Here is a 25,009-nt window from a genome sequence, read left to right as displayed (position 1 = left end):
TGGCAGCACGACCACCATCAGCACCACGGCGGCCGCGATCGGCAAGAGCGGATCGTCGTTCACCCTGGTCGACGCCTGGAGCGGGGCGAGCACCACGTCGAGCGGGACGATCAGCGCGAGCGTGCCGGCGCACGGCACGGTCGTCTACCGGGTCAGCGGCGGCGGCACCGGCAACCCGCCGACCCCGACCTCCAACCGGCTGGTCAGCGCCGCCTCCGGGCGCTGCTTGGACGTGCCGAACAGCAACACCGCCAACGGCACCCAGCCGGTCATCTGGGACTGCGGCACCGCCGGTAACCAGCAGTGGGCGCAGTCCGGCTCGACCCTGCAGTCGCTGGGCAAGTGCCTCGACGCCCCGGCCAACGCGGCCGCCGGAGCCAAGGTGCAGATCTGGGACTGCAACGGTGGCGCCAACCAGCAGTGGACGCTCAACTCCGACGGCACGATCCGGGGCAACCAGTCCGGGCTCTGCCTGGACGTCGACCACAATCTGACGGCCAACGGCACCGTCGTTCTGCTGTGGACCTGCTCCACCGCCGCGAACCAGCGGTGGTCGCGAAGCTGAGCACCTCCGGTCACGGGTGGCCCGGCACGTGCCGGGCCACCCGTCGCCGGTTCAGAGCGAGCTGCCGCCGGTCGCGCCGCCGCCGCGCCAGTCGGGGTGGGCGGCCAGGAAGGTGCCGACCGAGTCGGTGGTGACGTCGTGCAGGAGCTGCCGGCTGGCGGCGGTGAGCAGCTGGCAGGAACCGAGGCCGGGAACGTTCACCGAGTCGAACTTGCCGTCGTTGGTCCGGATGGTCTGCACGCTCCCGCCGTTCAGGCCGCGCATGTCGAAGATCCAGTCGGGGAGACTGACGCCGCCGGTGTCCACCGTCATCGAGTGGCCGACGGTGGTCAGCACCCGGTCCAACTTCACCGGATCGGCGAGCGTGCCCGCCGAGCCGGTCTGCGCCAGCACCGCCTCGAGGAACTGCTGCTGGTGCCGCTGGCGGCCGTAATCGCCGTCGCCCCGGGCGAGCAGGTTGCGCTGGCGGACGTAGTCGAGCGCCTGCGCCCCGCTCAGGTGCCGGCACCCGGGTTCGTAGACCACCGGGGTGACGCCGCGTACCGGGTGCAGGCGGCCGGCCGAGTCCTCGGTGAACGGCTGGGCGGGCTTGCCGGCGGCGGTCAGGCCGGCGTGGATCGAGGTGGTCCGCTCGTCGATGCACATGTTCACCCCGCCGAGCGCGTCGACCACCTGCTGGAAACCGGCGAAGTCGACCACCGAGGCGGCGTCGAACCGGATGCCGTACGCGGTCCGGATGGTCTCGGCGAGCAGCTTGACCCCGCCCGAGATGCCGCCGCCGCGCTGGCTGCCGTACTGGAAAGCGGCGTTGATCTTGTTGGTTCCGCCGGCGAAGCCGGTCGCCGGGTCGGCCGGGAGGTGGACCAGGGTGTCGCGCGGGATGGAGATCAGATAGGCGGTCCGGTGGTCGGCGGTCACGTGCAGGGCGATTATCGAGTCCGAGCGGGCCGCGTCCACCGGCTGGTCGGCCCGCTGATCGGTGCCGACCAGCAGCACGTTCACCGGGCCGGTGATGTCGGCGTGCCGGGTCGCGGCGTCGGCGCCCAGCAGGTCGGTCTGCTTGACACTGCCCAGCACGTGGACGGCGAAGATCCAGCCCGCCCCGACCAGCGCGGCGAGCACCGCCGTGAGCACCACGGCCCAGCGCAGGAGCACGGTCCGCCGCCGGCGGTGCCGCGGAAGCGGCGCGGTGGCGGTCATCGGTGCCCACCCAGAGCCGGCCGGGCGTGGACCGGTGAGACCGCCGCCGGCCCGTCCGGCGAACCGGTCCGGGCGACGCTCGTGGTGGCCGGCTGCGCGCCGTGGCCGGCCGGCAGGAACGCCTCCGCGGTAAGCGCGGCCAGCGCGATCCTCGGCAGGTCCCGGGCGGTCGGGAAGCACAGGTAACGCGGCTGCCACATCGGCAGGTACTTGGCGTTGGCGCGGTACAGCGACTCGATCTGCCAGAGCCGGGAGCCCAGCCGCAGCAGCCGGTGCCAGAGGCGCAGGACGGGGCCGGCGCCGAGCTGCTCGGCGCGCGCGAACACCGAGCGCAGGACGGCGAAGTTCAGCGACACCCGGCGTATCCCGAGGTCGGCGCCGGACTGGATGGCGGTCACCACCATCAGTTCGGTCAGGCCGTTCTCGGCGGTGCGGTCGCCCCGCATCAGGTCGAGCGAGAGGCCGTCGGTGCCCCACGGCACGAACTGCAGGACGCCACGCAGCTGTCCCTCCCCGTCGCGGGCCATGACCAGCAGGCAGTCGCCGTCGCCGGGGTGGCCGAGCCGGGACAGGGCCATCGAGAAGCCCCGCTCGACACCGCCGTCGCGGAACCGTTCCGCGGCGTTGGCCACCGCGGCCAGCTCATCGGGTTCGAGGTCCTGCTGCCGCGCCACGGCGCACGTGTAGCCGGCCCGCTGCATGCGGTTCACCGCCTGCCGTACCGCTCGCATGGGGCGCCCTTGCAGGGTGAAGGTGCCGGTGTCGACGATCGCCTCGTCACCGAGTTCGAGGATGTCGAGACCACTGCGTTTGTACGCGGCCCCACCGGTCGCGCCGCACCCGAGGACCGCCGGTGTCCACCCGTGCGCCGCGCTGTCCGCCAGCCAGCCCGCGATGGCCTGCGGCCACGCCGACTCGACGCCGATCGGATCGCCCGCGGCCAGGCTCACCCCGTGCACCACGCGGTACGCGACGGCGGCTTTGCGGGACGGCGCCCAGATCAGTGCCTTGTCGGTGCGCAACGCGAAGTAGCCGAGCGAGTCGTTGCCGCCGTACCGGGCGAGCAATGCACGTAGCTGCTGGTCGTCGGCCTCGGTACGGGTGACCCGCCGGGCCCCCGGGCGCAGCAGCAGCACGGCCGCGGCGACCACGGCGAGCAACCCGAACGTGCCGGTGGTGAAGCTCACCGCGGTGGCCGCCCGGGGGTGCACGAACTGGATCGGCCCGGTGACCCCGACCAGGCCGAGGGCGGCGTGCTCGGCCCAGAGCCGCACCCCCGGGGTGCCGCGCAACCGGTCGGCGCGGATCGCGATCTCGAGGAAGCCGAGCCCGAAGCCGGTGCCGGCGAAACCGGCGAGGGCGGTGAGCGCCCGCCAGCGGCTGCGCGGGTCGGGGATCGCGTGGAAGCCGTCGCGCCGGACGATCAGCAGGGTCAGCAGGGCCGCCGACACCAGCGCCGCCGCGACGTCGAACCCCTTGAGCAGGTGCAGCACGATGCCGGCGGCGGCCAGGACGACGGCCATCTGCCAGGCCCGGTGCTTGCCACGGCGCAGACCGGCACCGAGGTAGACGAGCAGCGCACCGGCGGCCGCGGTGGCGGCGCGGGCGGAGAGGATGCCGGCGGCCGGGAGGAACTCGAGGAGCACGGTGAACCGGCGATGCCCGACCGGCAGCAGAACCCCCAGAAGGTCGAAGATCCCGGCGAGCTGCACCAGGCGGGCGACCGCGGTCCGCGACAGCGGCGGCCGGGCGGTCCACTTGCGGTCGCTGTTGTCGCCGCGTCCGGTAGGCGGGGTGGGGGGTGACGATGCGGTGGTCATGACCGGTCCTTAGCCGTGGGGTCGAGAGCGGACCCGCTCGCCGGTGAACCTAGGAGCCCGTCGATGAGAGAAAGATGAGACACGTTCCGGGCTGTCTCTCACGAGCCTCTCATCGTCTTCGGCGCACTCTCGTCGGGAAGATCGACGCCGGCCGTCCCGGCGCGAGGAGACGAAGAACTGATGTCACTTACCGGTCGACCCCTGATCGTCCTGGCCGTGCTCGGCACCGTCGCGGTGCTGGCCGCCACCGTCGTGACCTGGCGGTGGGGGCGGCGCCGGCGATACGTGCTGCGCCCGGCCGGAGTGCTGCTCACCGAGGCGATGCTGCTGCTGACCGTCGGGTTGATCGTCAACCGGGCGGAACAGTTCTACCCGACCTGGGCCACGCTGCGGCAGGACGCGCGGACCTCCGGGACGACGTTCGCGGTCGCGCCCGGCGAGCTCGACCGGGAACTGCGCGAGCGGGCCGGCGCGGATCCCGGCCGGAGCATCGCCGTCACCTGGCAGCCGGCCGGCTGGTCGGACTGGCACCTGGCCCGGGCGCCGATGGTCGTCACCCCGGCCGGCTACCTGCAGCACCCGGGCTGGCGCTACCCGGCTCTGCTGGTGCTCGACGACGGTACGACGGGCTGGACGCCGGCCGGCGAGACGGTCGCGGCCCGCGCCGCCACGGCCGCCGGGCCCGCGGTGGTCGTGTTCGCCCGGACCACCGCGACGACCACCGCGAGCACCCTTGCCACCGCCCTGCCGACCGCGCTCGGCCATGACCTGCGGGTCACCGGCGGGCGGTGGGCGCTGGTCGCCCCGGCCTCGGCGGCCGGGCTGGCCGGGCCGACGGCGACCGCGGTGCCCGGCCGGTTTCCGGCGGTCGTGCTGACCACGGTCCCCGCGCCCCGGAGCGCACCGAAGGCGAACGTCGCCGTCATCCACCGGCCGGCGGCCCCCGGCACCCCGCTGCCGGTCGGCATCACCGTGGCCGTCGTCAAGGTCAGCGGCGCCCACCCGGCCGAACCGGCCGGCTACACCCCGTCGGCCGGCTCGACGGTGGCGCTGTCGTCCACCGCCGCGGACGAGCTGGGCACCGCACTCGACTGGGCCGACCGGCAGACCCCGCCGCCGCTGAACCTCTCCGCCCCGCCGGCCCGTTACCTCCCGCCCCGCCACCCGAAGAACAAGCACAGCGCGCAGCCGTCACCCTCGGCCGCCGCGATCCGTCCCGGAGGAAACCATGCAGCCGGACAGCCTCGGCACTGAGCTCGCGGCCCTGGCCGCCACGGTGATCGCCGCCGTGGTCCTCGGCGCCGTCTGGGGGGCCGCCCGCGGCCGGGCCAGGTTCCTGATCCGTCCGGTGGCGGTGGCCGCCTGCCTCGCCACCGCCGCCGCCTCCGGCCTGGTCTGGGCGAACATGCAGGTCGACGCCTACCCGACGTGGTCGAGCCTGGTCGACTCGTCGACCGGTGCGGACGCCCCGCCCGCCGACACCGTGGCCACCAGTTCGACCGGCGGCCGGATAGTCACCGTCCCGGTCACCGGCCGGGCGAGTGGGCTGACCCTCCCGATGTACGTCTACCTGCCGCCCGGCTACGGCGACGACACCACGACCCGGTATCCGGTGATCGAGGCGCTGCACGGCTATCCGGGCTCGCCGCTGCAGTGGTTCGGCAAGCTCAACGGCATCTCGATAATCAACCAGGAGATCGCCGCCGGCCGGATGGCGCCCACCGTGCTGGTCTTTCCCTATCAGACCCCGACGCCCTCGCTCGACACCGAATGCACCAACCTCGTCGGCGGGCCGCAGACCGAGACGTTCCTGACCGTCGACGTGCCGGCCGCCGTGCGCGCCCGGTACCGGGTCCGTACCGACACCGCCGGCTGGGGACTCATCGGGTTCTCCGCGGGTGGTTACTGCGCCACCGACCTCGCGCTGCGCCACCCCCAGGAGTACGCCGCCGGCGCCAGCCTCTCGGGTTACGCGAGCCCCGGCATCCACGTCGGCAACGGCACCGAGAACACGCTCTACAACGACCTGTGGCGGCTCAAGCACCTACCCGTACCGGCGGTGGCGCTCTACCTCACCTGCGCCCGGATCGACGTCGGCCCGCTGCGCCAGACCATGGCCCTGGCCCACGCCGCCCGCGCACCGCTGTCGGTGACCACCTCCTACATCAACGGCGGCGGTCACAACGCCCAGACCTGGCAGGCGATGGAGGCGCCGGCGTTCGACTGGCTGTCCAACACCCTGGGCCGGCCGATCACCCAGGCGAACGCCGCCGCGCCGGCCCCGGCGGTCACCACCGAGACCGCCGGTCAGCTCACCGGCAACCGGACGACGACCACCGCACCGCCCAGCGGGGGACCGTTGCGCAGGTGAGTCGTGCCGTCGTGGGAGGCCACCACGGCCCGGACGATGGACAATCCGAGCCCGGCACCGGTGGACGAGGTGCGGGCGGCGTCACCCCGGACGAACCGCTCGAACGCCGCGTCCAGAAGCCCCGGCGCGAACCCCGGGCCGTCGTCGGCCCACTGGAGGACCACCTGGTCGTGACCGGCGGTCACGGTGATCCGGGCCGAACCGGCGCCCGCGGCCGCGCTGTTGGCCGCCAGGTTGGTGAGCACCTGCACCAATCGGCCGGGATCCGCCTCGATGATCACCGGGTCGCCGCGCACCTCGATGGCCAGGTCGTTGACCAGAGCGAGCGAGCGGGCCTCGGCGCGCACCAGGTCGGTCAGGTCGACCGGCTCCCGGTGCGCCGCCAGCGACCCGGCCCGCTCCCGGGCCAGCAGCAGCAGGTCCTCGGCGAGCCGGCCCAGCCGCGCCACCTGACCCTGGGCGGCCAGCAGCGACTGCCGTACCTCGGCCGGGTCGTCGACCACCTGCAGGGCCAGGTCGATCTCCCCCCGCAACACCGCGATGGGGGTGCGCAGCTCGTGGCTGGCGTCGTCGACGAACGCCCGCTCCCGGTCGAACGCCACCGCGAGCCGGGACAGCATGCCGCTCAGCGTCACCGCCAGCCGGGCGATCTCGTCGTCGCCCGGCACCACCGGCAACGGCCGGTCCGAGTCGAGGGTGGAGATCGCGGCGGCCTCCCGGGTCAGCACGTCGACCGGGCGCAGCGCCGCCCGCAGCAGCAGCCAGACCAGCACCGCCAGCGCGAGGATCAGCAGCGGCGACGCCACCGCCAGCACGATCAGCTGCCGGGCGCCGGCCCGCTCCACCGCGTTCAGCGGCTGGGCGACGGTGAGGACCCGCCCCGACCCGTCGACCGGCCGGGACAGCAGCCGCAACCGCAGCGGCGCGCCGGCCGTGCCGACCGGCAGCGTGGTGCTGCCGGTGGTCGCCCGACGCACGGCGCGAACCTGGACGGGATCCAGCAGGACCTGCCCGGCCACCGACACCGAGGTGGCGAGCGGGGTGCCGTCGGCGGCGTACAGCTGCGCCATCGGGTCGCCGGCCACCGCGGCCAGGTCGTTCGACCGCAGACCGGCGAGCAGGTCGGTGCTGCGTCCGGCGAGATCCGCGTCGACCGCGCCGTCGAGCTGCCGGTCGAGCGCGAGGTACAGCAGCGACAGGCAGAGCAGCAGGACCACCGACGTGCCGAGGCCGAACAGCAGGGTGAGTCGCCCGCGCAGCGAGCGGGGAACGAGCCGCACTGAGACACCTCCGCCGATCCTCACGATCCTCTCATGACCACCGGCCCACGATGAGCGGCATGAACTCGACCGATGACCTGGGCGGCGGCGTCGCCGGTCTCGCCGCCCGCACCGGCTGGGCCCGGCACCCGGGGGTGCGCACCGGCCCCCGGCTGGAGCTCGCCGACCGGGCCGCCGACGCGCTGTGCCGCGTGCTGGGCTCGTGGACCTGGTTGATCGCCGCCTCGGTGACCATCCTCGCGGCCGGCACGATGACTCTCCGCCACGACCACGCGGTCGGCGGCGCGGCGCGGCTCGCCGTCGCGCTCAGTGTGCTGGCCGTGCTCCAGGTGTCAGCGTTGCTCCGGGCGATCCGCCGGGCCGACCGGATCGCCGCCGAGGTCGCGCTCTACCACCTGGACCAGGCCCGGCGGGCCGCCGCGGTGGCCGAGGACCTGCGCGACGAGCTGGCCCGGCTGCACACCGACGTCGCCCGGATCGCCGCCCACCTCGACATCGCCGCCCAGCCCGTGCGGCACCGCTGACCCCGGCCGGGCCGCCCTATGCTGGCGGCATGAGGGTGCTGGTGGTCGAGGACGATCCGGCCATGTCGGCGATGCTGGAGCGCGGGCTGCGGCGGGCCGGTTACACCGTCGACGTGGTGAGCACCGGCGCCGACGCGCTGTGGTCGGTCGTCGAGAACGACTACGACCTGGTGGTGCTGGACGCCATGATTCCCGCCCCGGACGGCTTCGAGGTCTGTCGGCAGATGCGGGCGAAAGAACGGTGGGCCCCGGTGCTGATGCTCACCGCCCGGCACAGCATCGCCGACAAGGTCCGCGGACTCGACGCCGGTGCCGACGACTACCTCACCAAGCCCTTCGGCTTCGACGAACTGCTCGCCCGAGCCCGCGCCCTGACCCGCCGGGAGGCCAAGCAGCGACCGGCCAAGCTGAGCGTCGGTGACCTGATCCTCGATCCGGCCGACCGCACGGTCCACCGGGCGCAGACCCCGATCACCCTGTCGGCGAAGGAGTTCGCCCTGCTCCAGGAATTGATGCGGCGGGCCGGGGAGACCCTGAGCCGGACCTACCTGATCGAGCACGTGTGGGACTTCGCCTACGACGGCGGGTCGAACGTCGTGGACGTCTATGTGCGCTACCTGCGGGACAAAGTGGACCGCCCGTTCGGCCGGGACACCATCCGGACCATCCGCGGCGCCGGCTACCGGCTCGACCCGGACGCCTGAGCGACGGCGATCCGGCCGGGCACGTGCCCCCCACGGTGGTGGGCGATGGCGTACGCTCCTGCTCGATGCTGACGCTGGTCATCGGGGCACTGCGGGCCCGCGCCGCCCAGGCCCTGACGGTTTTCGTCCTCACCGCGGTGGCCGCCGGGGTGGCCGCGGCCGGTCCCTGGTTCGGATTCGCGAGCATGAGTGCGGCCGCCTCGGCCGACATCGCCGCGGCCCCGGCCGAGCAGCGGACCCTCTCGGCCCGGCAGAACATCCAGATCGACGGCGATCCGCAGGGGGTCCTCGATCAGCTCGCCGCCCAGGCCCGCGACCTGACCGGGCTGCCGTCCGCCCAGCCGGTCAGCGGCCTGGTGCAGTCGATGCGGGTGACCCAGGGGACGCTGAGCGACACCCTGCCGGTGGCCTACCGCGACGAGTTCTGCGCCCACGTCACGTTGCAGGGACCGTGTCCGGCCGCGGCGGGCGACGTGTCGATCAGTGCGGTCGCCGGTCAGCGGCTCGGACTGCGGCCCGGCGACCAGCTGATCGAGGAGGCCTCGCTGGGCACTCCGCCGGTGCGGTTCCGGATCGTGTCGATCTACACGGCGGCCGAGCCGGCCTCGGCGTACTGGAGCAATCGGCTCTTCCGCCCGCAGAACGGCCTCGAGCCGGCGTTCACGCCGATCGAGACGTTCGCCGACGACCAGCTGAACCGGCCCACCGCCACCTACGACGTACAGCTGCCGGCGGAGCTGATGCGCGGGGACGGCGGCTACGACCTCGGCGCGGCCCTGGACGCGGCCGGCTCCCAGTTCGCTCGCGAGCAGCTGGAACTGGTCAGTTCGAGCAGACTGTTGCTCGACTCGGTGGCCCGGGACCGGGCGACGGTGCGCACCACCGTCACCGTCTCGCTGGTGCAGGTGCTGATCCTGGCGTGGTTCGCGATCGGCCTGGCCGGCCGCTACACCAGCCGGGAGCGGCGCGGCGACGCCGCGTTGCTGAAGCTGCGGGGCGCCACCCCGGTCGGCATGCTCCGGCTGGCCTGGGGACAGCACCTGATCCCGCTGTTCGCCGGTGCGGTCGCCGGGTTACCCCTCGGCTATCTGCTGGCCCGGCTGCTCGCGGGCCCGGTCGGCAACGCGTCCGACCGGCGCTCGGCCCTGCTGCTGTCGATCGCGGCGGTGGCCGCGGTGCTGGCCGGTGGGCTGCTCGTGCTGGCCGTGCTGGAGGCGCTGACCCAGCGCCGCCCGGTGGCCGAGTTGCTGCGGCCGGTCCGGCGGGCCCGCGGCGACTGGAAGTCCGGTCTGGTCAACCTGCTCCTGCTCGCGGTCGCGGTGCTCGCCGTCTACCAGGCCCGCGTCGGCGATCCCGCGGGTGGGTTCGCGCTCGCCGCCCCCGGCCTGGTCGCGGTGGCCGTCGCGGTGCTGCTGGCCCGCCTGCTGACCTGGGCCGCCGACCGCGGTGGGGGTGCGGCGGTGCGGGCCGGCCGGCTCCGGATCGGCCTGCCCGCGGCCCGGGTGTCCCGGCAACCCGGCACCGACCGGCTGTTCGCGCTGGTGGTCGTGACGGTCGCGATGTTCACCACCGCGCTCGGCGGATGGTTCGCCGACCGCGAGCACCGAGCCGTGCGCAGCACCGCCGAACTGGGCGCGCAGCGGGTGCTGACGGTGCAGGCCGCCAACCGTACGGTCCTGGAGCAGGCGGTCCGGCGGGCCGACCCGCAGGGCCGCCGGGCGATGGCGGCGGTCGTCGACACCAGCACCCTGCCGGCCGTCCTCGCGGTCGACAGTTCCCGGCTGGCCGCGGTGGCCCGGTGGCGTCCCGAGTACGGCGACGTGGCCGCGCTGTCGGCGGCGACGGCCGAGGAACGGCGCCCGGCGCCGCTGCCGGCGGTCACCGGCGATCGGCTGACCGTCCGGGTCCGGCACGAGGGCGATTCGCCGGCGGTGCTCTCGCTCGTGTTGCAGCACGAGGGCACCGGTGCGGCGGTGCGGGTCTCCTTCGGCCCGCTCGAGCTCGGGGAGCAGAGCCTGACCGGCGCGGTGACCGGCTGCTCGGCCCCGCCCGGCTGCCGCATCGTGCGCTGGGAGGTGACCGCCCCGGCCACCGCGGCGGGCCGCGTCGAGGGGGCCGAGTTCCCGACCGCGGTCACCGTGCGCGGGCTGACCCAGGCGAATCCGCCGGCGACCATCCTGGACAGTGCCACCCTTGCCGACATCAACCGGTGGCGGGGCGGCACGCGGGCCGCCGCGATGAACCTCGACGCGTCCCGGGGAGCCCTGTTGATGGAGATCAACGAGGAGTCCGCGACGGCCGACTACCAGGTCTGGGCGGTCGAGGACACGCTGCCGCTGCCGGTCGTGCTGGGCGGGCCGGTGCCCGACGACTGGCGGTTCGCCGAGCCGGGCCTGCCGTCGCTGGGCAACGGGGTCATCCCGGTCCGGGTGGCCGGGACCACGGCGGCGCTGCCGGTGCTCGGTGCCGCAGGTGTGCTGATCGACCTGGACGCCGCCACCCGGATCATCGCCGACGCCTCGGTCACCGGGACCTTTCAGGTGTGGCTGGCCCCGGACGCCGGGCCGGACGTGCTCGCCGCGCTGAAGACCAACGGGCTCGCCGTCCTCACCGACGAGACGATCGCGGCCCGGGAGGGTCGGCTCAGCCGGCAGGGGCCGTCGTCCGGGGCCCGGTTCGCGCTGCTGTGCGGGGCGATGACGCTGCTGCTCGCGGCGGCTACCGTCGCGGTCGCGGGGGCGGTCGACAGGCGTACCCGGGCGGCGGAGATGGCCGCGCTGCGGATGCAGGGACTGACGCGCCGGACCGCGGTGCTCGCCGGCTGGGCCGGCACCGCCGGTCTCATCGGGACCGGGCTGGTCGGCGGTCTGACCGCGGCCGTGCTCGCGGTTCCGCTGGTCCGGGCGGCCGTGCCCGGCTTCACCGACGGCTGGGCCGTGCTGGCGCCGCCACCGCCGTTGAGTGCGGCCGCCGTCGCCCTCGCCGGCCTGCTCGCCGCGGCCCTGCTGGGCCTGGTCGGCGGTCTGTCGGAACTGCGGATGCTGCGCCTGCTCCGCAGGGAGGCCCGGTGATCTCGCTCGTCCTCGCGATGATCTGGTCGCGTCGCGGTCAGGCGATCACGCTCACCCTGCTCGCCTGTTTCGCGGTGGCCGCCGCCGTCGCCTCGCCGGCCTACCTGGCCGCCGCCGACCGGGCGATCGCGGTCGGGCAGATCGCCACCGCCGACACCGTGGAGCGCACCCTCGTCGTCTCCACCGTGCAGAACGACCGGGACACCGAGGACGGCGGGATCGAGTTCAAGGACATCGGCCGCAGTCTGATCCAGCTGCCCGGCTTCGCCTACACCTACGCGGCGGAGTTCGCCGTGATCGGCATCGAACGCAGCCCGCTGCACGCCGACCGGGTGGTGTTCCGCCAGGACGTCTGCGAGCACGTGCGGATGGTCACCGGGCGCTGCGCGGCGGTCGAGGGCGAGGTGATCCTCGGAACGGCCACCGCCGCTCGGCTCGATCTGGTGGCCGGTCAGTCGATCATCATGCGGGCGGCCCGGTTCAGCGACGACCCCGGCCACCCCGGTTACGTCCCGGACGGCAAGGCCAAGAAACTGCTGATCGCCGGCACCTACGCGGCCTCCCGGCCGGCCGATGCCTACTGGGGCACGCACGGATACTTCACCGCCGTACCCGGGCTGGGGCCGGGGGAGCCGATCTTCACGACGGCGGGCACGCTCGCGGTGATGGATCACGGCTACACCGCCAAGTCGGTCGACGGCACCGCCGGACCGCGGGCTCTCGACCCGGACCGTCTCGGCGACCTGCGGGCGGGGCTGGCCGGGCTGGACGCGAGCCGCGAGGAGCTGGGCTCCGCCATCGACATCCGCACCCAGATCCCGGCCCTGCTGGACCGGATCGACGCGGGCCGGGCCGCGGCCGGCCTGCTGGTGCCGGTGCTCGCCGTGCCGCTGGTGCTGCTCGCCTGCTTCAGCATCTTCCTGGCCGCGGGTTACGGCACCGAGGGTCGCCGGCCCGAGCTGGCGGTGGTCGCGTTGCGCGGCTCCCGGTGGTGGATCCGCTGGTGGCTGGCCATCGGCGAGAACGTGGCGGCGGTGGTGGCGGGCGCGGCCGCCGGCTGCGTGGCCGGCCAGTTGCTTGTCAACGCGGTCTCGGCGGCCCGCTTCCCGGGCGCCGGCGGCCCGGAGAGCTGGGGCTCCTTGCGGTACGCGCCCTATGCCGCGCTCGCCGCGCTCGTCGCCACCGTCCTCGCCCAGCGCCGCCAGCTGATCAGCCCGGTCGTCGACCTGTTGCGCCGCAACGCGGTTTCCGCCGACGACCGGCGCACCCTCGCCGCCGAGGCGCTCATCGTGCTGCTGGCGATCGTGGCCACGGTCCAGTTGGTGATCTCCGACGGGAGCCTTACCGGCGTCAGCCTGGTGGCGCCGGCGTTCCTGATGCTGGCCGTCGCGGTGCTCGCGGCCCGCCTGGTGCTCCCGATCGTCAACCGCTTCGCCGCCCGTGCCCTCGCCCGGGGCCACCTCGGCGCCGCCCTGGCCGCTTTCCAGTTGTCCCGCCGGCCGGGGGCCAGGCGGCTCCTCGCCCTGCTGGTCGCCACGGTCGCGGTGGCCGGATATGCCGCCTGTGCCTTCGATGTGGCCGCCCGGGGCCGGACGGTGCAGGCCGACCTGGGCGTCGGCGCCCACCGGGTGCTCGACATCGGCGGTTCGGTCTTCCGGAGCCAGCTGCTGACCGCGGTCCGCACGGTCGATCCCGACGGCCGCTACGCGATGGCTGTCGTGCGCATGCCCAACGCGGGTCACAACGAGCCGCCCGGCCTCGCCGTCGACACGACACGCCTCGCCGCGGTCGCGAACTGGCCCGCCGGTGGCCCGTCGGCGGACCGGCTGGCGAGCCGTCTGCGCCCGGCCGCGGCGGCGCCGCTGCTGCTCACCGGGCCTGATCTCACCGTCGAGGCGACGAGCGCCGGCCTGAGTCCGACGAAGGAGTTCCGGCTCGTCGTCGCGGTCTCCTCGACGACCGGGCGGGGCGACGAGCTCGTGCAGCTGGGCAAGATCCGCCCCGGGAAGGCGCGGTATCAGCAGCGCGTCGGCGTGTGTGCGCAAGGCTGCCGGGTCAACGGCATCAAGATCGTCGAGGCCACCGGGACGACCGGGGTGGCCGGCCGGCTGGTGCTCAACTCGATAGGTCCGGCCGACCCGGCCTTCCCCGTCGCCGAGCCGGGGCGGTGGCGGATGACCGAGGACGGCACCGTCACCGGCGACCCGGCCGGGCTGCGCATCACCCTGAACGCGCCGGCCGGCCTGGCCGGTGGCACGTGGATCAGTCCGGCCGACGCGCCGTACCCGCTTCCGCTCGCCTATGCCGGGGCGAAGCCCCTGGCCGACTCGATCACCGGAGCGGGCGGCGGCCCGCTGCCGGTCGAGCCGGTCGCCGACCTGCCGGCCGTGCCGCAGCTCGGCCGGCACGCCACCATTGTCGACCTGGAGTGGGCCGACCGCCTCGCCACCGACGCCGAGATAGCGCTGAATCCGCAGGTCTGGCTGAGCCCCGACGCACCCGCCGACATCGTGGACCGGTTCCTCGCCCAGGGCCTGACGGTCGTCGGGGACGTCCGGGCCGATCGGATCGGCCGCCAGCTCGACCGGCAGGGTGCCGCGCTGTCGCTGTGGTTCTATGTGCTCGCCGGTGCGCTCGCGGTCCTGCTCGGCGCGGGCGCGCTGGTGCTGGCCGCGGCGGTCGACCGGGCCCGGCGGGTCGAGGATCTGTCGGCGTTGCGTGCGCAGGGCCTCAGTCGTGGCCGGCTGACCTCGGCGACGAGTTGGACCTATCCGGTCCTGATCGCGATAGCGGCGGTGGTCGGGCTCGGCACCGCCCTGGTCACCTGGCTCGCCACCGGCTGGGCGCTGCCGCTGGCCGGCCTGCATCCACCCGACCTGCCCCGGCCGGCCTGGCCCGGGATCGGGACGATGATCGGTACGACGGCGGTGGTGTTCCTGTTCCTCGTCCTGGTGGCCGCGGCCACCGGGCGGGATCTGCGCCGTCGGGTCGCCCGCCGGGAGACCGCCGCCGGGCGCTGACCGAGGGACAGGCCGGGCGGAACGAGCCTCAACCCGCCGGCACGGTCTGGTGGATCGCCTCGCCGGCGATCTCGATCCGGACGGTCTTGCCGACCAGGAAGCCACCGCTTTCCAGCAGCACGTTCCAGACCAGGCCGTACGACTCGCGGTCGAACTCGGCCGAGGCGCTGAAACCGAAGATGTCCCGGCCGTACGGGTCGCGCCGCGCTCCGCCGTATTCGACCCGCAGTTCGAGCGGGCGGGTGATGTTCTTGATCGTCAGTTCGCCCTGGACGAGGAACTTGGTGCTGGGCCGGGCCGCCGGGGGCAGCGGGGCGTCCGGCCGGCCCCGCCGGGACAGCGGGTTGCTGCGCAGCCGGGCCAGCATCACCAACGCGTCGTTGTTCTCCACCCAGCCCACCCCGGTGCTGCGGAATTCGAGGGTCGGGTATCTCGCCGCGTCCAGGAAGTCGGGGCTGGTGAGATGCGTGTCGCGCTCGGGGTGGTGGGTGGTGAGGCTGGCCGCCGAGATGGTGGCCCAGATCTCGGACCGCAGCGGGTCCTCCGGGATCACGATCGTCGCGTGGCCCTCGGCGAACTCGCCGCGGACCGGGCTGACCATCATGTGCTGGGCGTGGAAGCCGATGCGTTTGTGCGCCTGGTCAAGGACATAGGTGCCGGGATCCGGAATGGTGAGCCCGCGCCAGTCGCGGATCGGCCGGTCGACCATGGTTTCACTTCACCCCTAGGCGCCGTCGTCTTACGAATCTTAACGATCTTAGGCGTCCCCGCTGTATTTGCACTGGTCAGTGGTGGTGCTCACAGCGCCGATCCGGGCCGGCTCCGCGCAGCCGCGGAAACTCGGGCGGTGCTGCCTCGCACCACGAGGGTGGTGGCCAGCTCGACATGGCTCTGGCTGATCGCCTTTCCCGAGCTCAGGGCCAGGACGAGGCGGGCCGCGGTGGCACCCATCTCGGCGAACGGCTGCCGCACAGTGGTCAACGGTGGTCCACACCACACGGCGTACGAGATGTCGTCGAAACCCACCACGCTCAGCTCGTCGGGAATCCGCAGCCCGGCCTGCCGGGCCGCCTCGTAGCTGCCGAAGGCCTGCAGGTCGTTGCCGCAGAGCAGGGCGGTGGGCGGGTCGTCGAGGCGGAGCAGTTCGGTGGCGTGCGCATAACCGTCCTCGAAGGAGAACCACATGCCGGAGCGCAGCAGCTTGTCGTCGAGCGGCGTGCCGTTGGCGGCCAGGGCGGCCCGCACCCCGTCCAGCCGCTCCCGTGCGCACAGGCGATCGAGTGGTCCGCTGATCACGGCAATGCGCCGGTGGCCGAGGTCGAGCAGGTGCTGGGTGGCGGCGAAGGCGCCGCGGCGGTTGGCCGCGGCCACCGAGGGCACCGGCTGCAGCGGCTCCACAGTGGGATCGACGACCACGACCGGGATGGCGCCGGCGGCCAGCAGGCCGCGCTGTTCCGGGGCGACGCCCATCTGGACGGCGATCATGCCGGCCGGGCGCCGGGACAGCAGGTCCCGTTCCCAGTTCCGGCCGCTGGCGGCTTCGCGCAGCACGTCGGTGAAGCCGACCGCGAGGTCGTGCTCGACCACCACCTGCTTGACGCCCCGCATGATCTCGATGGCGACCTGGCCCAGCGCGCCGTAGAAGACCATCTCGACGCAGGCCGCCCGGGTGACCTTCTCGGGCCGCCGGTAGTTCTGCCCGCGCAGGAGTTCCTCCACCCGGCGGCGGGTGTCGGGGGCGACGCCGGGGCGACCGTTGAGCACCTTCGACACCGTCGGCGGCGAGACGCCGGCCAGCCGCGCGATCGCGGCCACGGTCAGCGCGCCGCGTCGCGGACCGGGTTTCGCCTCGTCCTCGGTCAGCCCGGAGGCCGGGCCGAACGCGCCGCCCGGGACCGCAGCCGGCCGGCCGGTGCCGCCACGGCGCGCGGCGACCTCGCGCAGCAGGTGAGCGCGGACCTCTTCGGCCTCCTGCGCGGCGCGGGCTCCGGCGGGCACGGTCCGCACGAGGTATTGCCGCTTCTTGGAGGCCGGGTCCAGGCCCGCGTAGACCCGCACCCGTAGTGATCCGCTCGGCAGCGTCTCGATCTCGCCCCGCGCTCGTCGTTCCGGGTTTCCGGGCGCCATGGCGAAACCGTAGCGCATGGCTCCATGAATGGCTCCACAGTGACCGATCCCAGACGCGACCCCGGCCATGGAGCCAGCAACGCCCGCAGTAGCTCCACGAAAACAGCAAGTTACCTGCTCGCGGCGCCTGCGACGACGAAATGTCATCCAGTCGAAACAGTCATTGCAGAGGTGGACCGGTTCTGTCAGAGTGACATCGATGGATGACTGTCGATCGAACCGAGAGGGTCGACGCGGGAGTCCGACGCCGGCCGGACCGACGCCACCGAGTAGGTCCGGGCCAGGGCTAACAGCAAAGGAAGAAACATGACGCAAGATCACCAAGAGTCGGTGACCGGCGGGCGGCGGATGCTCGCCCGCCGAACCGTCCTCACGACCATGGGCGCCGTGCCGATCCTCACGGTCGCCGGGTCGATCCTGGCCGCCACCGACGCCTCGGCGGCGGCCGCGAACGTCAATCCGTCCGCACCGCGGCAGACCATCAAGGGCTTCGGGGCGATGACCCACGCGGCCTGGGCGGGTGACCTGACCGCCGCCCAGCGGGACACGGCGTTCGCCAACGGCGAGGGCCGGCTGGGCTTCTCGGTGCTGCGCATCCCGGTCGGGGAGAACCAGTCCGACTGGAGCCGGGACCTGGCGACGGCCCAGCGTGCCGTCGCGCTCGGGGCGACCGTCTTCGCCTCGCCGTGGAACCCGCCCGCCAGCATGACCGAGACCTTCACCCGCAACGGCCAGACCAACGCCAAGCGGCTCAAGGCCGGCTCCTACAGCGCGTACGCCAAGCACCTGAACGACTTCACCACGTACATGAAGAACAACGGGGTGAATCTGTACGCCATCTCGGTGCAGAACGAGCCCGACTACGCCTCGGAGTGGACGTGGTGGACGTCGGCGGAGATCGTGAAGTTCCTGAAGGAGAACGCCGGTTCGATCGGCACCCGGGTGATGGCGCCGGAGTCCTTCCAGTATGTGAAGTCGATGTCCGACCCGATCCTCAACGACGCGGCGGCGCTCGCCAACGTGGACATCATCGGCGCTCACCTGTACGGCACGCCGTACTCGAACTTCGCCTATCCGCTCTTCAAGCAGAAGGGCGCGGGCAAAGAGCTCTGGATGACCGAGGTCTACTACCCGAACAGCAACGCCAATTCGGGAGATGCCTGGCCGGAAGCGCTCGACGTGGCCGAGCACATGCATCACGCCATGGTCGACGCCGAGTTCCAGGCGTACGTCTGGTGGTACCTGCGGCGCAGTTACGGCCCGATGCGCGAGGACGGCCAGATCAGCAAGCGCGGTGCGATGATGGCGCACTTCGCGCGGTTCGTCCGTCCCGGTTACGTCCGGATCGACGCGACCGCCACCCCGACGTCGAACGTCTTCGTCTCGGCCTACCGCAACGGGGACACCGTCGTCATCGTGGCCGTCAACAAGAACACCTCCTCGGTGAGTCAGCAGTTCACCCTGGCGAACACGATCGCGTCCGGCAGCGTCTCGAACTGGCTGAGCGACAGCAGCCGCAACGTCGCGCCGCAGAGTGCCCTGACGATGACGAACGGCTCCTTCACCGGCAACCTCCCGGCCCGCAGCGCGATGACCTTCGTCCTCAACGTGGGCACGACGACATCGCCCAGCCCGTCGGCCAGCGCGTCGGCGTCCGCCTCGGCCTCCGCGTCGGCGTCGGCGTCGGTCAGCCCGTCGCCGACGGTCAGCGCCGGTGCCGGGCCCCGCGTCGCGTACACGATGAGCACCTGGAGTTCCGGCTTCACCGCCGGCATCACCATCACCAACAGCGGCAGCTCCGCGATCGACGGCTGGACGCTGAGTTTCACCCTGCCCGCCGGCCAGACCATCACCTCGGGGTGGAACGCCACGTTCTCGCCGTCCAGCGGTCAGGTGAGCGCCCGTAACGTCAGCTACAACGGCACGCTGGCGCCGGGGGCCTCGGTCGACATCGGCTTCCAGGCCACCCACACCGGCAACACCGCCGAGCCGACCGCTTTCACCCTCAACGGCATTCCCTGCACGGTTGTCTGACCGGCACCGCGCGACCCCGGCCCCTCCGGTGACGGAGGGGCCTTGTGCTGGACTGGGAGGGTGATGGACATCGACATGTCGGCGCATCCGGCGTGGCTGCCGCCGGAGGTCTGGCAGCCGATCGCGGGCCGGCGCGTGCGGGTCACCGGCGACGGCCCGCTGATCGACACCGTGCGCGCGGAACTGCGAGCGGGCGGCGCCACGCTTGTCGGGGACGGCGCCGACCTCGAGTTCGGGCTGGGCGGCGATCCCGCCCTGGGCGGTGAGGGTTTCGAGATCGTACGCGGGGAGACCCGCACCGTCGTCCGGGCCGCGGCGCCGCACGGTCTGCTGCACGGCCTGTTCGCCCTGGTGCGCTCGGCGCCGGACGGCCGGCACCGGCCCGCCGTCGCCCGGCGGATGGTCGACCACTGGGACAACGTGGACGTTCATCCGGTGATGGGTCAGGTCGAGCGGGGGTACGCCGGCGGTTCACTGTTCTGGCGGGCCGGTGTGCCCCGCCGCGACCTCGGGCGGGTGGCCGCCTATGCCCGGCTGCTGGCCGCGTGCGGCGTCAACGCGATCGCCCTCAACAACGTCAACGTGCACGCGACCGAGGCCCGGTTGCTGACCGACCGCCTCGCCGAGGTGGCCGAACTGGCGGCCGAGTTCCGTCGGTACGGCATCCGGGTGCACCTGTCGGTGTCGTTCGCCGCGCCGGTCCAGCACGGCCTGCCCACCGCCGACCCGCTCGACGACCGGGTGGTGCACTGGTGGGCGCGGGTGACCCGGACCGTCTACGACACCCTCCCGGACTTCGGTGGCTACCTGGTCAAGGCCGATTCGGAGGGGCAGCCGGGGCCGTTCACCTACGGTCGTACGCACGCCGACGGCGCCAACCTGCTGGCCGGCGCGCTCGCCCCGCACGGTGGCGTGGTGCACTGGCGGGCGTTCGTCTACAACCACCGGCAGGACTGGCGGGACCGGTCCACCGATCGGGCCCGGGCCGCCCACGACCACTTCACCCCGCTCGACGGTGCCTTCCGCGACAACGTGGTGGTGCAGGTGAAGCACGGACCGATGGACTTCCAGACCCGGGAACCGGTGGCGCCGCTGATCGGCGCCATGCCCGGCACCCGCCTCGCCGTCGAGCTGCAGGCCACCCAGGAATACACCGGCCAGCAGCGGCACGTCTGCTATCTGGCACCGATGTGGAGCTCGCTGCTGCTCGGCCACGAGGGACCGGCCATCGCCGGCGCGGCCGACGAGATGGTCGCGGTCGCCAACGTCGGCGACGACCCGTTCTGGACCGGCCACCCACTGGCCCAGGCCAACCTGTACGCCTACGGCCGGCTCGCCTGGGACCACACCCTCGACCCGGGCGCCGTCCTGGACGAGTGGATCGGCCTGACCTTCCCCGGCGCGTCCCCGGCGTTGCGTTCGACGCTGCACGCCGTCATGGACGGGTCGTGGCGGACGTACGAGCGGTACACCGCCCCGCTGGGCGTCGGTTTCATGGTGCGGCCGGGCCATCACTACGGCCCCGACGTGGACGGTTACGAGTACACCCCGTGGGGCACCTACCACCACGCGGACCGCGACGGAGTGGGCGTGGACCGGACGATGGCCACCGGCACCGGGATGACCGGGCTGTACCCCGAGCCGTGGGCCTCGACCTACGAGTCGGTGGCGGACTGCCCCGACGAGCTGGCGCTGTTCTTCCACCACCTGCCGTACGGCCACGTCCTGCGGGACGGAACCACGGTGATCCAGCACATCTACGACACGCACTTCGCCGGGGCGGCGGAGGCGGCCGCGATGCGCGGGCACTGGCTGACCCTCGAGGCGGAGGTGCCGGCCGAGCTGTTCGGCCGGGTCGCCGAGCGGCTGGCCGAGCAGGTGCGGTCGGCGGCGGAATGGCGCGACCAGATAAACGCCTACTTCTTCCGCAAGTCGGGGGTGCCCGACCGGCACGGCCGGCCGATCTACTGACCCCGGGGCCGGGAGGTCACCTGGTGAAGCGCTTCTCGATCTCGGCCCGCATCGGGTTCGAGACGGTCAGCAGCGCGCCCGCGAACACCACCGCGAACAGGGCCAGCACCGCCTCGGACCCGAGGACCACGACGGCCCCGGCGGCGAACGCCAGCCCCGCGGTGCCCAGCGTCACGGCCGGGGTGCGGATCAGGAACCAGGCGGCCAACCGGGCGGTGTCGCGCGCCCGGAACTCGTAGAGCGACGCGATGACGAGCGCGTTGGCCTGCCACAGCAGGGAACCGGCGGCGAGCGCGACGAGGGCGGCGCTCCACCACCGGGGCACCCCGGCCGCCTCCGGGTGGCCCAGGCTGGTGCCGGCGAGCGCGGCCCAGCCCAACCACGGCAGCCACAGCAGCAGGACGGCCCGGACGTTCATCCGGTAGCCCCGCCAGAACGCCCGGGCGGGGGACAGGTCGGCCAGGTCGCGGCCGCGGTGGCGCAGCGCGTACACCGCGGCGGACAGGGCCGGCCCGAGCGGGACGGCGGCCAGGGCGAGCAGGGGTACGTTGCTGGCGTCCCGGTCCAGCAGGACCGGGACCGCCACCGTCGGTGCGGCGGTGACCAGGAGGCAGAGCTCCACCACGAGCAGGGTGTGCAGCAGCGCGGCGGCTCGGGCGAGCGGCCCCGAACCCCAGGTCACGGTCGCGGTCATGTCACTTCTTCTCCTTGAACCGCTCGTACGCCTTGTTCATCGTGCCGACGTACTGGTCGAGTCCCTTGCCCTTGAGCTCGGCGACGTAGGCGTCCCACTCGGACAGCGGCCGCTGTCCCAGGATGAACTTCAGGGTCTGCTGGTCGACGTGGTCGTGCAGGGCGGCCTCCTGCAGTGTCGCCTGCTCGCGCTCCTCCACGGTCAGCGGGTGGCCGGGCGGCACCGGGCGGATCTCCCGCTTGTGCATCTCCGCCTGGAACACCTTCTCCTCGTCGGAGAACTGCGAGTTGAGCATGGCGGTGCTGCCGCCGTACGCGAAGACGCCGTTCGAGAAGCCGTAGTCGACCTGCAGATCCTTGGCCGCACCCGGGTTGAGCCCGCTCCACTTGATCTTCGGGTCGAGCTTGAAGCTGGCGTCCTCGACCTTGCCCGAGTAGGTCTCCCCCTCGATGCCCCACCGGCTGAACATCTGGCCGGCGTCGGAGTACCAGAGCCAGTCGACGAACTGCATGAGGGCGACGAAGTTCTTGTTCTCCAGCGCCTTGCGGGAGATCATCAGCCCGTTCTCGAGCCGGTTGTCCGGCGGGAGGGAGGCGCCCATCGGGCCCATCGGCAGCGGGATCTTCGTCACGGTCGCCCCGGGCAGCTTCGCGATGTCCTTGCGGGCCTCCTTGACCAGCGTCTGGGCGTTGCAGCACATCACGAACGACTTGCCGCTGGCGAACTTCTGCCGCGCGTTGTCGTCGGTCTGGGTGAAGCTCTCCGGGTCGACGAGCTTCTCGCTCACCAGCCCGGCGAGGTACTGCAGCATCTGCCGGTACTGCTCGGTCGCGCCGGTGAAGGCGAACTTGCCCGCGTTCGCGTCCCAGAAGGCCGGGTTCCACGACCAGCCGGCGTTCACCCCGTACCCCTGACCCACGATGCTGATCAGCGCGTTGCCGCCGGGCTGCGGCGGCGTGCTCCACCGGTCGGACAGCGGGTACTGGTTCGGGTAGGCCTTCTTCATCTCGCGCAGCGTCGAGGCGACCTCGTCCCACGTCTTCGGGACGGCCAGGTTCAGCTTCGTCAGGATGTCGCTGCGCATCGCCAGCGAGTAGTCCTGCCAGACGCCCTCGTGCACGCCGGGCAGCAGGTAGTACTTGCCGTCCTCCTGGGCGTACGTGTCGAGGTTGGCCTTGAGGTTCCAGCGGTTGACCTTGTCGGTGTAGTTCGGCATGAGGTCGGCGTAGTCGCTGACCGCCAGGATCGCGCCGCCGGCGATGTACGCCTCCTCGGACGGGTGGTACGTCTTCGGGATGAGCAGTGGAGCGTTGCCGGCGCTGACCATCACGCTGCGCTTCTGGTTGTAGTCGCTGCCCGGCACGGCGACCGGCTCCAGCGTCACGTTCGTGCGCTTGGTCAGCTCGGCCCAGAACGGCCAGTCCGCCTTGTAGGGGTACGCCTGGTTGCTCAACAGCATGATCGAGAACTTGAGCGGCTCGGTCGCCTTGAACTGGTCGCCGGCCTTGAAGCCGTCCATCGCGCCGGCGCGCTTGCCGTCCAGGTTGCCGGAATCCGAGTCGCCGTCGCTGCAAGCGGCCAGGCCGGCCACCGCGGCGGCGCCCGCCGCGGCCAGAAGTTGACGTCGAGAGAGCTGAACCATGTGGGTGACTCCAATGAGTGGGCGTTGAGGACGGCCCGGCGCTAGCCCTTGACGGCGCCGAGCATGACTCCGGAGACGAAGAAGCGCTGGATGAACGGGTAGACCAGCAGGATCGGCAGCATCGTGAGCACGATCGTCACGGCCTGGATGTTGGCCCCGATCTGCAGCGCCGTGTCGCTCGCCGCGGTCTGGTCGGCGCCGCCGGTCGCGCCGGCGATCAGGTTGCGCAGATAGACGGTGACCGGGAACAACTCCTGGCGGTCCATGTAGAGGAAGCCCGGGAACCACGAGTTCCAGAACGCCACCGCGTAGAACAGCAGCATCGTGGCGAGCACCGCTTTGGACAGTGGAAGCACGATGCGCCACAGGGTTCCGTACGTCCCCGTGCCGTCGACCGCCGCGGACTCCTCCAGCTCGGTCGGCATGCTCTCGAAGAAGGCCTTCATCACCAGCAGGTTGAACACGTTTATCGCGTTCGGCAGCACGATCGCCCACAGCGTGTTGCGCAGTCCGAGCGAGCTGACCAGCACGTAGTTGGGGATCAGGCCGCCGTTGAAGAACATCGTGAACACCGCGATGGCGACCAGCAGGCCGCGGCCCTTCAGCTGGCGCTTGGACAGGACGTACGCGTAACAGGTGGTCAGCGCCAGGGCGAGTGCGGTGGCGACGACCGTGTAGACCACGGTGTTGCGGTAGTTGGTCCAGAACATCGCGTCGGACATGACGATCCGGTACGTGGTCAGGTTGAACCCGCGGGGGAGCAGGCTCACCTGCCCGGAGCGGATCTCGTGCTCACCGCTGAACGAGCGGGCCAGGATGTTGCCGAACGGGAACAGGGTCAGCACCACGACGAGGGTCAGGGCGACCCCGTTGAACACCTGGAAGACCCGGTAGCCGCGGCTCGGGCGCAGCCCCTGCGGGCGGGTCGCGGGGGCCTCGAGCACGCTCACCACAGGCTCGTCCCGACCGTGCGCCGGGACAGGTAGTTGGCCGAGAGCACCAGGGTCAGGCCGATCACCGATTCGAACAGGCCGATCGCCGCCGCGTAGCTGAAGCTGCCGGAGACCACGCCGACCCGGTAGAGGTACGTGGAGACGACGTCCGCGGTGGGGAAGGTCAGCGGGTTGTAGAGCAGCAGGATCTTCTCGAAGCCGACCGCCAGGAACGTGCCGACGTTGAGGATCAGCAGGGTGACCATCGTGGGCCGGATGCCCGGCAGCGTCACGTGCCAGGTCTGGCGCCACCGGTTCGCCCCGTCGACCTGCGCCTGCTGGTAGAGCTCGGCGTCGATGGTGGTGAGCGCGGCGAGATAGAGGATCGTGCCCCAGCCGACTGTCTGCCACACCTCGGAGCTGACGTAGATGGTGCGGAACCAGCCCGGTTCCTGCATGAAGGCGACGGCGTCCTGGCCAGCCGCGCGCAGGCCCTGGTTGACCACGCCGTCCACCGACAGCATCTGCAGGACCAGGCCGGAGACCACCACCACCGACAGGAAGTGCGGAAGGTACGCGATGGTCTGCACGAACCGCTTGAGGAACCGGGTGCGCACCTCGTTGAGCAGCAGGGCCAGCACGATCGGCAGCGGGAAGCAGAACAGCAGGGTGAGCGCGCCGATGACCAGGGTGTTGGTGAAGACCTGCCAGAACGTGGGGTCGTTCAGGAACATCTTGAAGTAGCGCAGGCCCACCCACGTCTCGCCGAAGAGATCGCCGCCCGGCACGTACCGCCGGAAGGCGATCACGTTGCCGAGCATCGGCAGGTAGCGGAAGACCAGGAAGAACAGCAGCGGCAGGACGGCCAGCGAGTAGAGCTGCCAGTCCCGCCGCAGCGCCGCCCGCCAGGTGCGCCGGCGTGGCCGGTCGTCGCGGGTGGCCGCCGGGGGATCCGCATCGGCGACCGGGGCGGCCGAACTGAGCAGGGCCATGCCGTTCCTCCTGATTCTCCGACGCACCTCGCGAACGGCCACGGACCAGCGAGCGAAAGTTT

General features: G+C 72.4%; 18 protein-coding genes. 9 read left to right on the top strand and 9 right to left on the bottom strand.

Translation table 11 applies throughout. The features are described 5' to 3' along the window. Window positions 1–565, top strand: a 565-nt coding sequence (locus Afe05nite_RS40705; RefSeq protein WP_203822693.1) for a ricin-type beta-trefoil lectin domain protein, incomplete at its 5' end; no start/stop codon positions are given. Window positions 566–616: 51 nt separating this feature from the next. Here the strand turns inward: Afe05nite_RS40705 and Afe05nite_RS40700 are convergent. Together Afe05nite_RS40700 and Afe05nite_RS40695 are read right to left on the bottom strand one after the other, a co-directional pair. Further along, window positions 617–1,765 carry an LCP family protein gene (locus Afe05nite_RS40700; protein ID WP_203822692.1) on the bottom strand — a complete coding sequence of 383 codons (1,149 nt, stop codon included), beginning with the start codon at window positions 1,763–1,765 and terminating at the stop codon, window positions 617–619. Then, entirely contained in the window at window positions 1,762–3,585 is a 1,824-nt protein-coding gene (locus Afe05nite_RS40695) for a phosphatidylglycerol lysyltransferase domain-containing protein (protein WP_203822691.1), read from the bottom strand. Before Afe05nite_RS40695 ends, Afe05nite_RS40700 begins: the two co-directional genes overlap by 4 nt. A gap of 180 nt (window positions 3,586–3,765) precedes the next feature. Between Afe05nite_RS40695 and Afe05nite_RS40690 the strand changes: the two genes are divergently transcribed. Beyond that, window positions 3,766–4,839 carry a hypothetical protein gene (locus Afe05nite_RS40690; RefSeq protein ID WP_203822690.1) on the top strand — a complete coding sequence of 358 codons (1,074 nt, stop codon included), beginning with the start codon at window positions 3,766–3,768 and terminating at the stop codon, window positions 4,837–4,839. Further along, a complete protein-coding gene (locus Afe05nite_RS40685) occupies window positions 4,814–5,956 on the top strand; it encodes an alpha/beta hydrolase (RefSeq protein ID WP_203822689.1) in 1,143 nt (380 codons plus the stop codon). The genes Afe05nite_RS40690 and Afe05nite_RS40685 overlap by 26 nt, the downstream gene beginning before the upstream one ends. Here the strand turns inward: Afe05nite_RS40685 and Afe05nite_RS40680 are convergent. Then, entirely contained in the window at window positions 5,893–7,236 is a 1,344-nt protein-coding gene (locus tag Afe05nite_RS40680; RefSeq protein WP_203822688.1) for a sensor histidine kinase, read from the bottom strand. The genes Afe05nite_RS40685 and Afe05nite_RS40680 overlap by 64 nt on opposite strands. A 59-nt stretch (window positions 7,237–7,295) precedes the next feature. Between Afe05nite_RS40680 and Afe05nite_RS40675 the strand changes: the two genes are divergently transcribed. The 4 genes from Afe05nite_RS40675 to Afe05nite_RS40660 all read left to right on the top strand — a co-directional run bounded on the left by Afe05nite_RS40675 (window position 7,296) and on the right by Afe05nite_RS40660 (window position 14,555). Continuing rightward, on the top strand, window positions 7,296–7,760 hold the full coding sequence (locus tag Afe05nite_RS40675; RefSeq protein WP_203822687.1) for a hypothetical protein: 465 nt from the start codon (window positions 7,296–7,298) through the stop codon (window positions 7,758–7,760). A gap of 29 nt (window positions 7,761–7,789) precedes the next feature. Then, window positions 7,790–8,464: a response regulator transcription factor gene (locus tag Afe05nite_RS40670; protein WP_203822686.1), complete on the top strand. Its 675-nt coding sequence runs from the start codon at window positions 7,790–7,792 to the stop codon at window positions 8,462–8,464. Window positions 8,465–8,529: 65 nt separating this feature from the next. Then, the gene (locus Afe05nite_RS40665; protein WP_203822696.1) at window positions 8,530–11,535 is read left to right on the top strand and encodes an FtsX-like permease family protein; all 3,006 of its coding nucleotides are present in this window, start codon (window positions 8,530–8,532) and stop codon (window positions 11,533–11,535) included. Beyond that, window positions 11,532–14,555 carry a hypothetical protein gene (locus Afe05nite_RS40660; protein ID WP_203822685.1) on the top strand — a complete coding sequence of 1,008 codons (3,024 nt, stop codon included), beginning with the start codon at window positions 11,532–11,534 and terminating at the stop codon, window positions 14,553–14,555. Before Afe05nite_RS40665 ends, Afe05nite_RS40660 begins: the two co-directional genes overlap by 4 nt. A gap of 28 nt (window positions 14,556–14,583) precedes the next feature. Here Afe05nite_RS40660 and Afe05nite_RS40655 read toward each other — a convergent pair whose 3' ends face one another. Further along, window positions 14,584–15,264, bottom strand: a complete 681-nt coding sequence (locus Afe05nite_RS40655) for a YceI family protein (protein ID WP_203822684.1) — start codon at window positions 15,262–15,264, stop codon at window positions 14,584–14,586. Window positions 15,265–15,353: 89 nt separating this feature from the next. Continuing rightward, the gene (locus Afe05nite_RS40650; RefSeq protein ID WP_203822683.1) at window positions 15,354–16,682 is read right to left on the bottom strand and encodes a LacI family DNA-binding transcriptional regulator; all 1,329 of its coding nucleotides are present in this window, start codon (window positions 16,680–16,682) and stop codon (window positions 15,354–15,356) included. Between the two features lie 306 nt (window positions 16,683–16,988). Between Afe05nite_RS40650 and xynC the strand changes: the two genes are divergently transcribed. Together xynC and Afe05nite_RS40640 are read left to right on the top strand one after the other, a co-directional pair. After that, the gene (gene xynC / locus Afe05nite_RS40645; protein ID WP_239118578.1) at window positions 16,989–18,716 is read left to right on the top strand and encodes a glucuronoarabinoxylan endo-1,4-beta-xylanase XynC; all 1,728 of its coding nucleotides are present in this window, start codon (window positions 16,989–16,991) and stop codon (window positions 18,714–18,716) included. Window positions 18,717–18,779: 63 nt separating this feature from the next. Beyond that, entirely contained in the window at window positions 18,780–20,687 is a 1,908-nt protein-coding gene (locus tag Afe05nite_RS40640; protein ID WP_203822682.1) for an alpha-glucuronidase, read from the top strand. A gap of 16 nt (window positions 20,688–20,703) precedes the next feature. Here Afe05nite_RS40640 and Afe05nite_RS40635 read toward each other — a convergent pair whose 3' ends face one another. The 4 genes from Afe05nite_RS40635 to Afe05nite_RS40620 are packed head-to-tail and all read right to left on the bottom strand — an operon-like array spanning window position 20,704 to window position 24,947. After that, window positions 20,704–21,381, bottom strand: a complete 678-nt coding sequence (locus tag Afe05nite_RS40635) for a YesL family protein (protein WP_203822681.1) — start codon at window positions 21,379–21,381, stop codon at window positions 20,704–20,706. Between the two features lies 1 nt (window position 21,382). After that, complete coding sequence (locus Afe05nite_RS40630; RefSeq protein WP_203822680.1) at window positions 21,383–23,023, bottom strand: ABC transporter substrate-binding protein; 1,641 nt, start codon at window positions 23,021–23,023, stop codon at window positions 21,383–21,385. A 41-nt stretch (window positions 23,024–23,064) separates the two neighbouring features. Beyond that, entirely contained in the window at window positions 23,065–23,973 is a 909-nt protein-coding gene (locus Afe05nite_RS40625; RefSeq protein WP_239118577.1) for a carbohydrate ABC transporter permease, read from the bottom strand. Then, the gene (locus tag Afe05nite_RS40620) at window positions 23,970–24,947 is read right to left on the bottom strand and encodes an ABC transporter permease (protein WP_203822678.1); all 978 of its coding nucleotides are present in this window, start codon (window positions 24,945–24,947) and stop codon (window positions 23,970–23,972) included. Before Afe05nite_RS40620 ends, Afe05nite_RS40625 begins: the two co-directional genes overlap by 4 nt. Window positions 24,948–25,009: the final 62 nt, after the last annotated feature.

This window comes from Paractinoplanes ferrugineus, assembly GCF_016862195.1.
Classification (GTDB): Bacteria; Actinomycetota; Actinomycetes; order Mycobacteriales; family Micromonosporaceae; genus Actinoplanes; species Actinoplanes ferrugineus.
Note: the sequence above shows the minus strand (reverse complement) of the source record. Positions and strands in the feature narration are given on the sequence as shown.

Coding starts and splice junctions, on each gene's coding strand:
- Afe05nite_RS40700 (WP_203822692.1), bottom strand. CDS start 1,765: ATGACCGCCACCGCGCCGCTTCCGCGGCACCGCCGGCGGCGGACCGTG.
- Afe05nite_RS40695 (WP_203822691.1), bottom strand. CDS start 3,585: ATGACCACCGCATCGTCACCCCCCACCCCGCCTACCGGACGCGGCGAC.
- Afe05nite_RS40690 (WP_203822690.1), top strand. CDS start 3,766: ATGTCACTTACCGGTCGACCCCTGATCGTCCTGGCCGTGCTCGGCACC.
- Afe05nite_RS40685 (WP_203822689.1), top strand. CDS start 4,814: ATGCAGCCGGACAGCCTCGGCACTGAGCTCGCGGCCCTGGCCGCCACG.
- Afe05nite_RS40675 (WP_203822687.1), top strand. CDS start 7,296: ATGAACTCGACCGATGACCTGGGCGGCGGCGTCGCCGGTCTCGCCGCC.
- Afe05nite_RS40670 (WP_203822686.1), top strand. CDS start 7,790: ATGAGGGTGCTGGTGGTCGAGGACGATCCGGCCATGTCGGCGATGCTG.
- Afe05nite_RS40665 (WP_203822696.1), top strand. CDS start 8,530: ATGCTGACGCTGGTCATCGGGGCACTGCGGGCCCGCGCCGCCCAGGCC.
- Afe05nite_RS40655 (WP_203822684.1), bottom strand. CDS start 15,264: ATGGTCGACCGGCCGATCCGCGACTGGCGCGGGCTCACCATTCCGGAT.
- Afe05nite_RS40650 (WP_203822683.1), bottom strand. CDS start 16,682: ATGGCGCCCGGAAACCCGGAACGACGAGCGCGGGGCGAGATCGAGACG.
- xynC (WP_239118578.1), top strand. CDS start 16,989: ATGACGCAAGATCACCAAGAGTCGGTGACCGGCGGGCGGCGGATGCTC.
- Afe05nite_RS40640 (WP_203822682.1), top strand. CDS start 18,780: ATGGACATCGACATGTCGGCGCATCCGGCGTGGCTGCCGCCGGAGGTC.
- Afe05nite_RS40635 (WP_203822681.1), bottom strand. CDS start 21,381: ATGACCGCGACCGTGACCTGGGGTTCGGGGCCGCTCGCCCGAGCCGCC.
- Afe05nite_RS40630 (WP_203822680.1), bottom strand. CDS start 23,023: ATGGTTCAGCTCTCTCGACGTCAACTTCTGGCCGCGGCGGGCGCCGCC.
- Afe05nite_RS40620 (WP_203822678.1), bottom strand. CDS start 24,947: ATGGCCCTGCTCAGTTCGGCCGCCCCGGTCGCCGATGCGGATCCCCCG.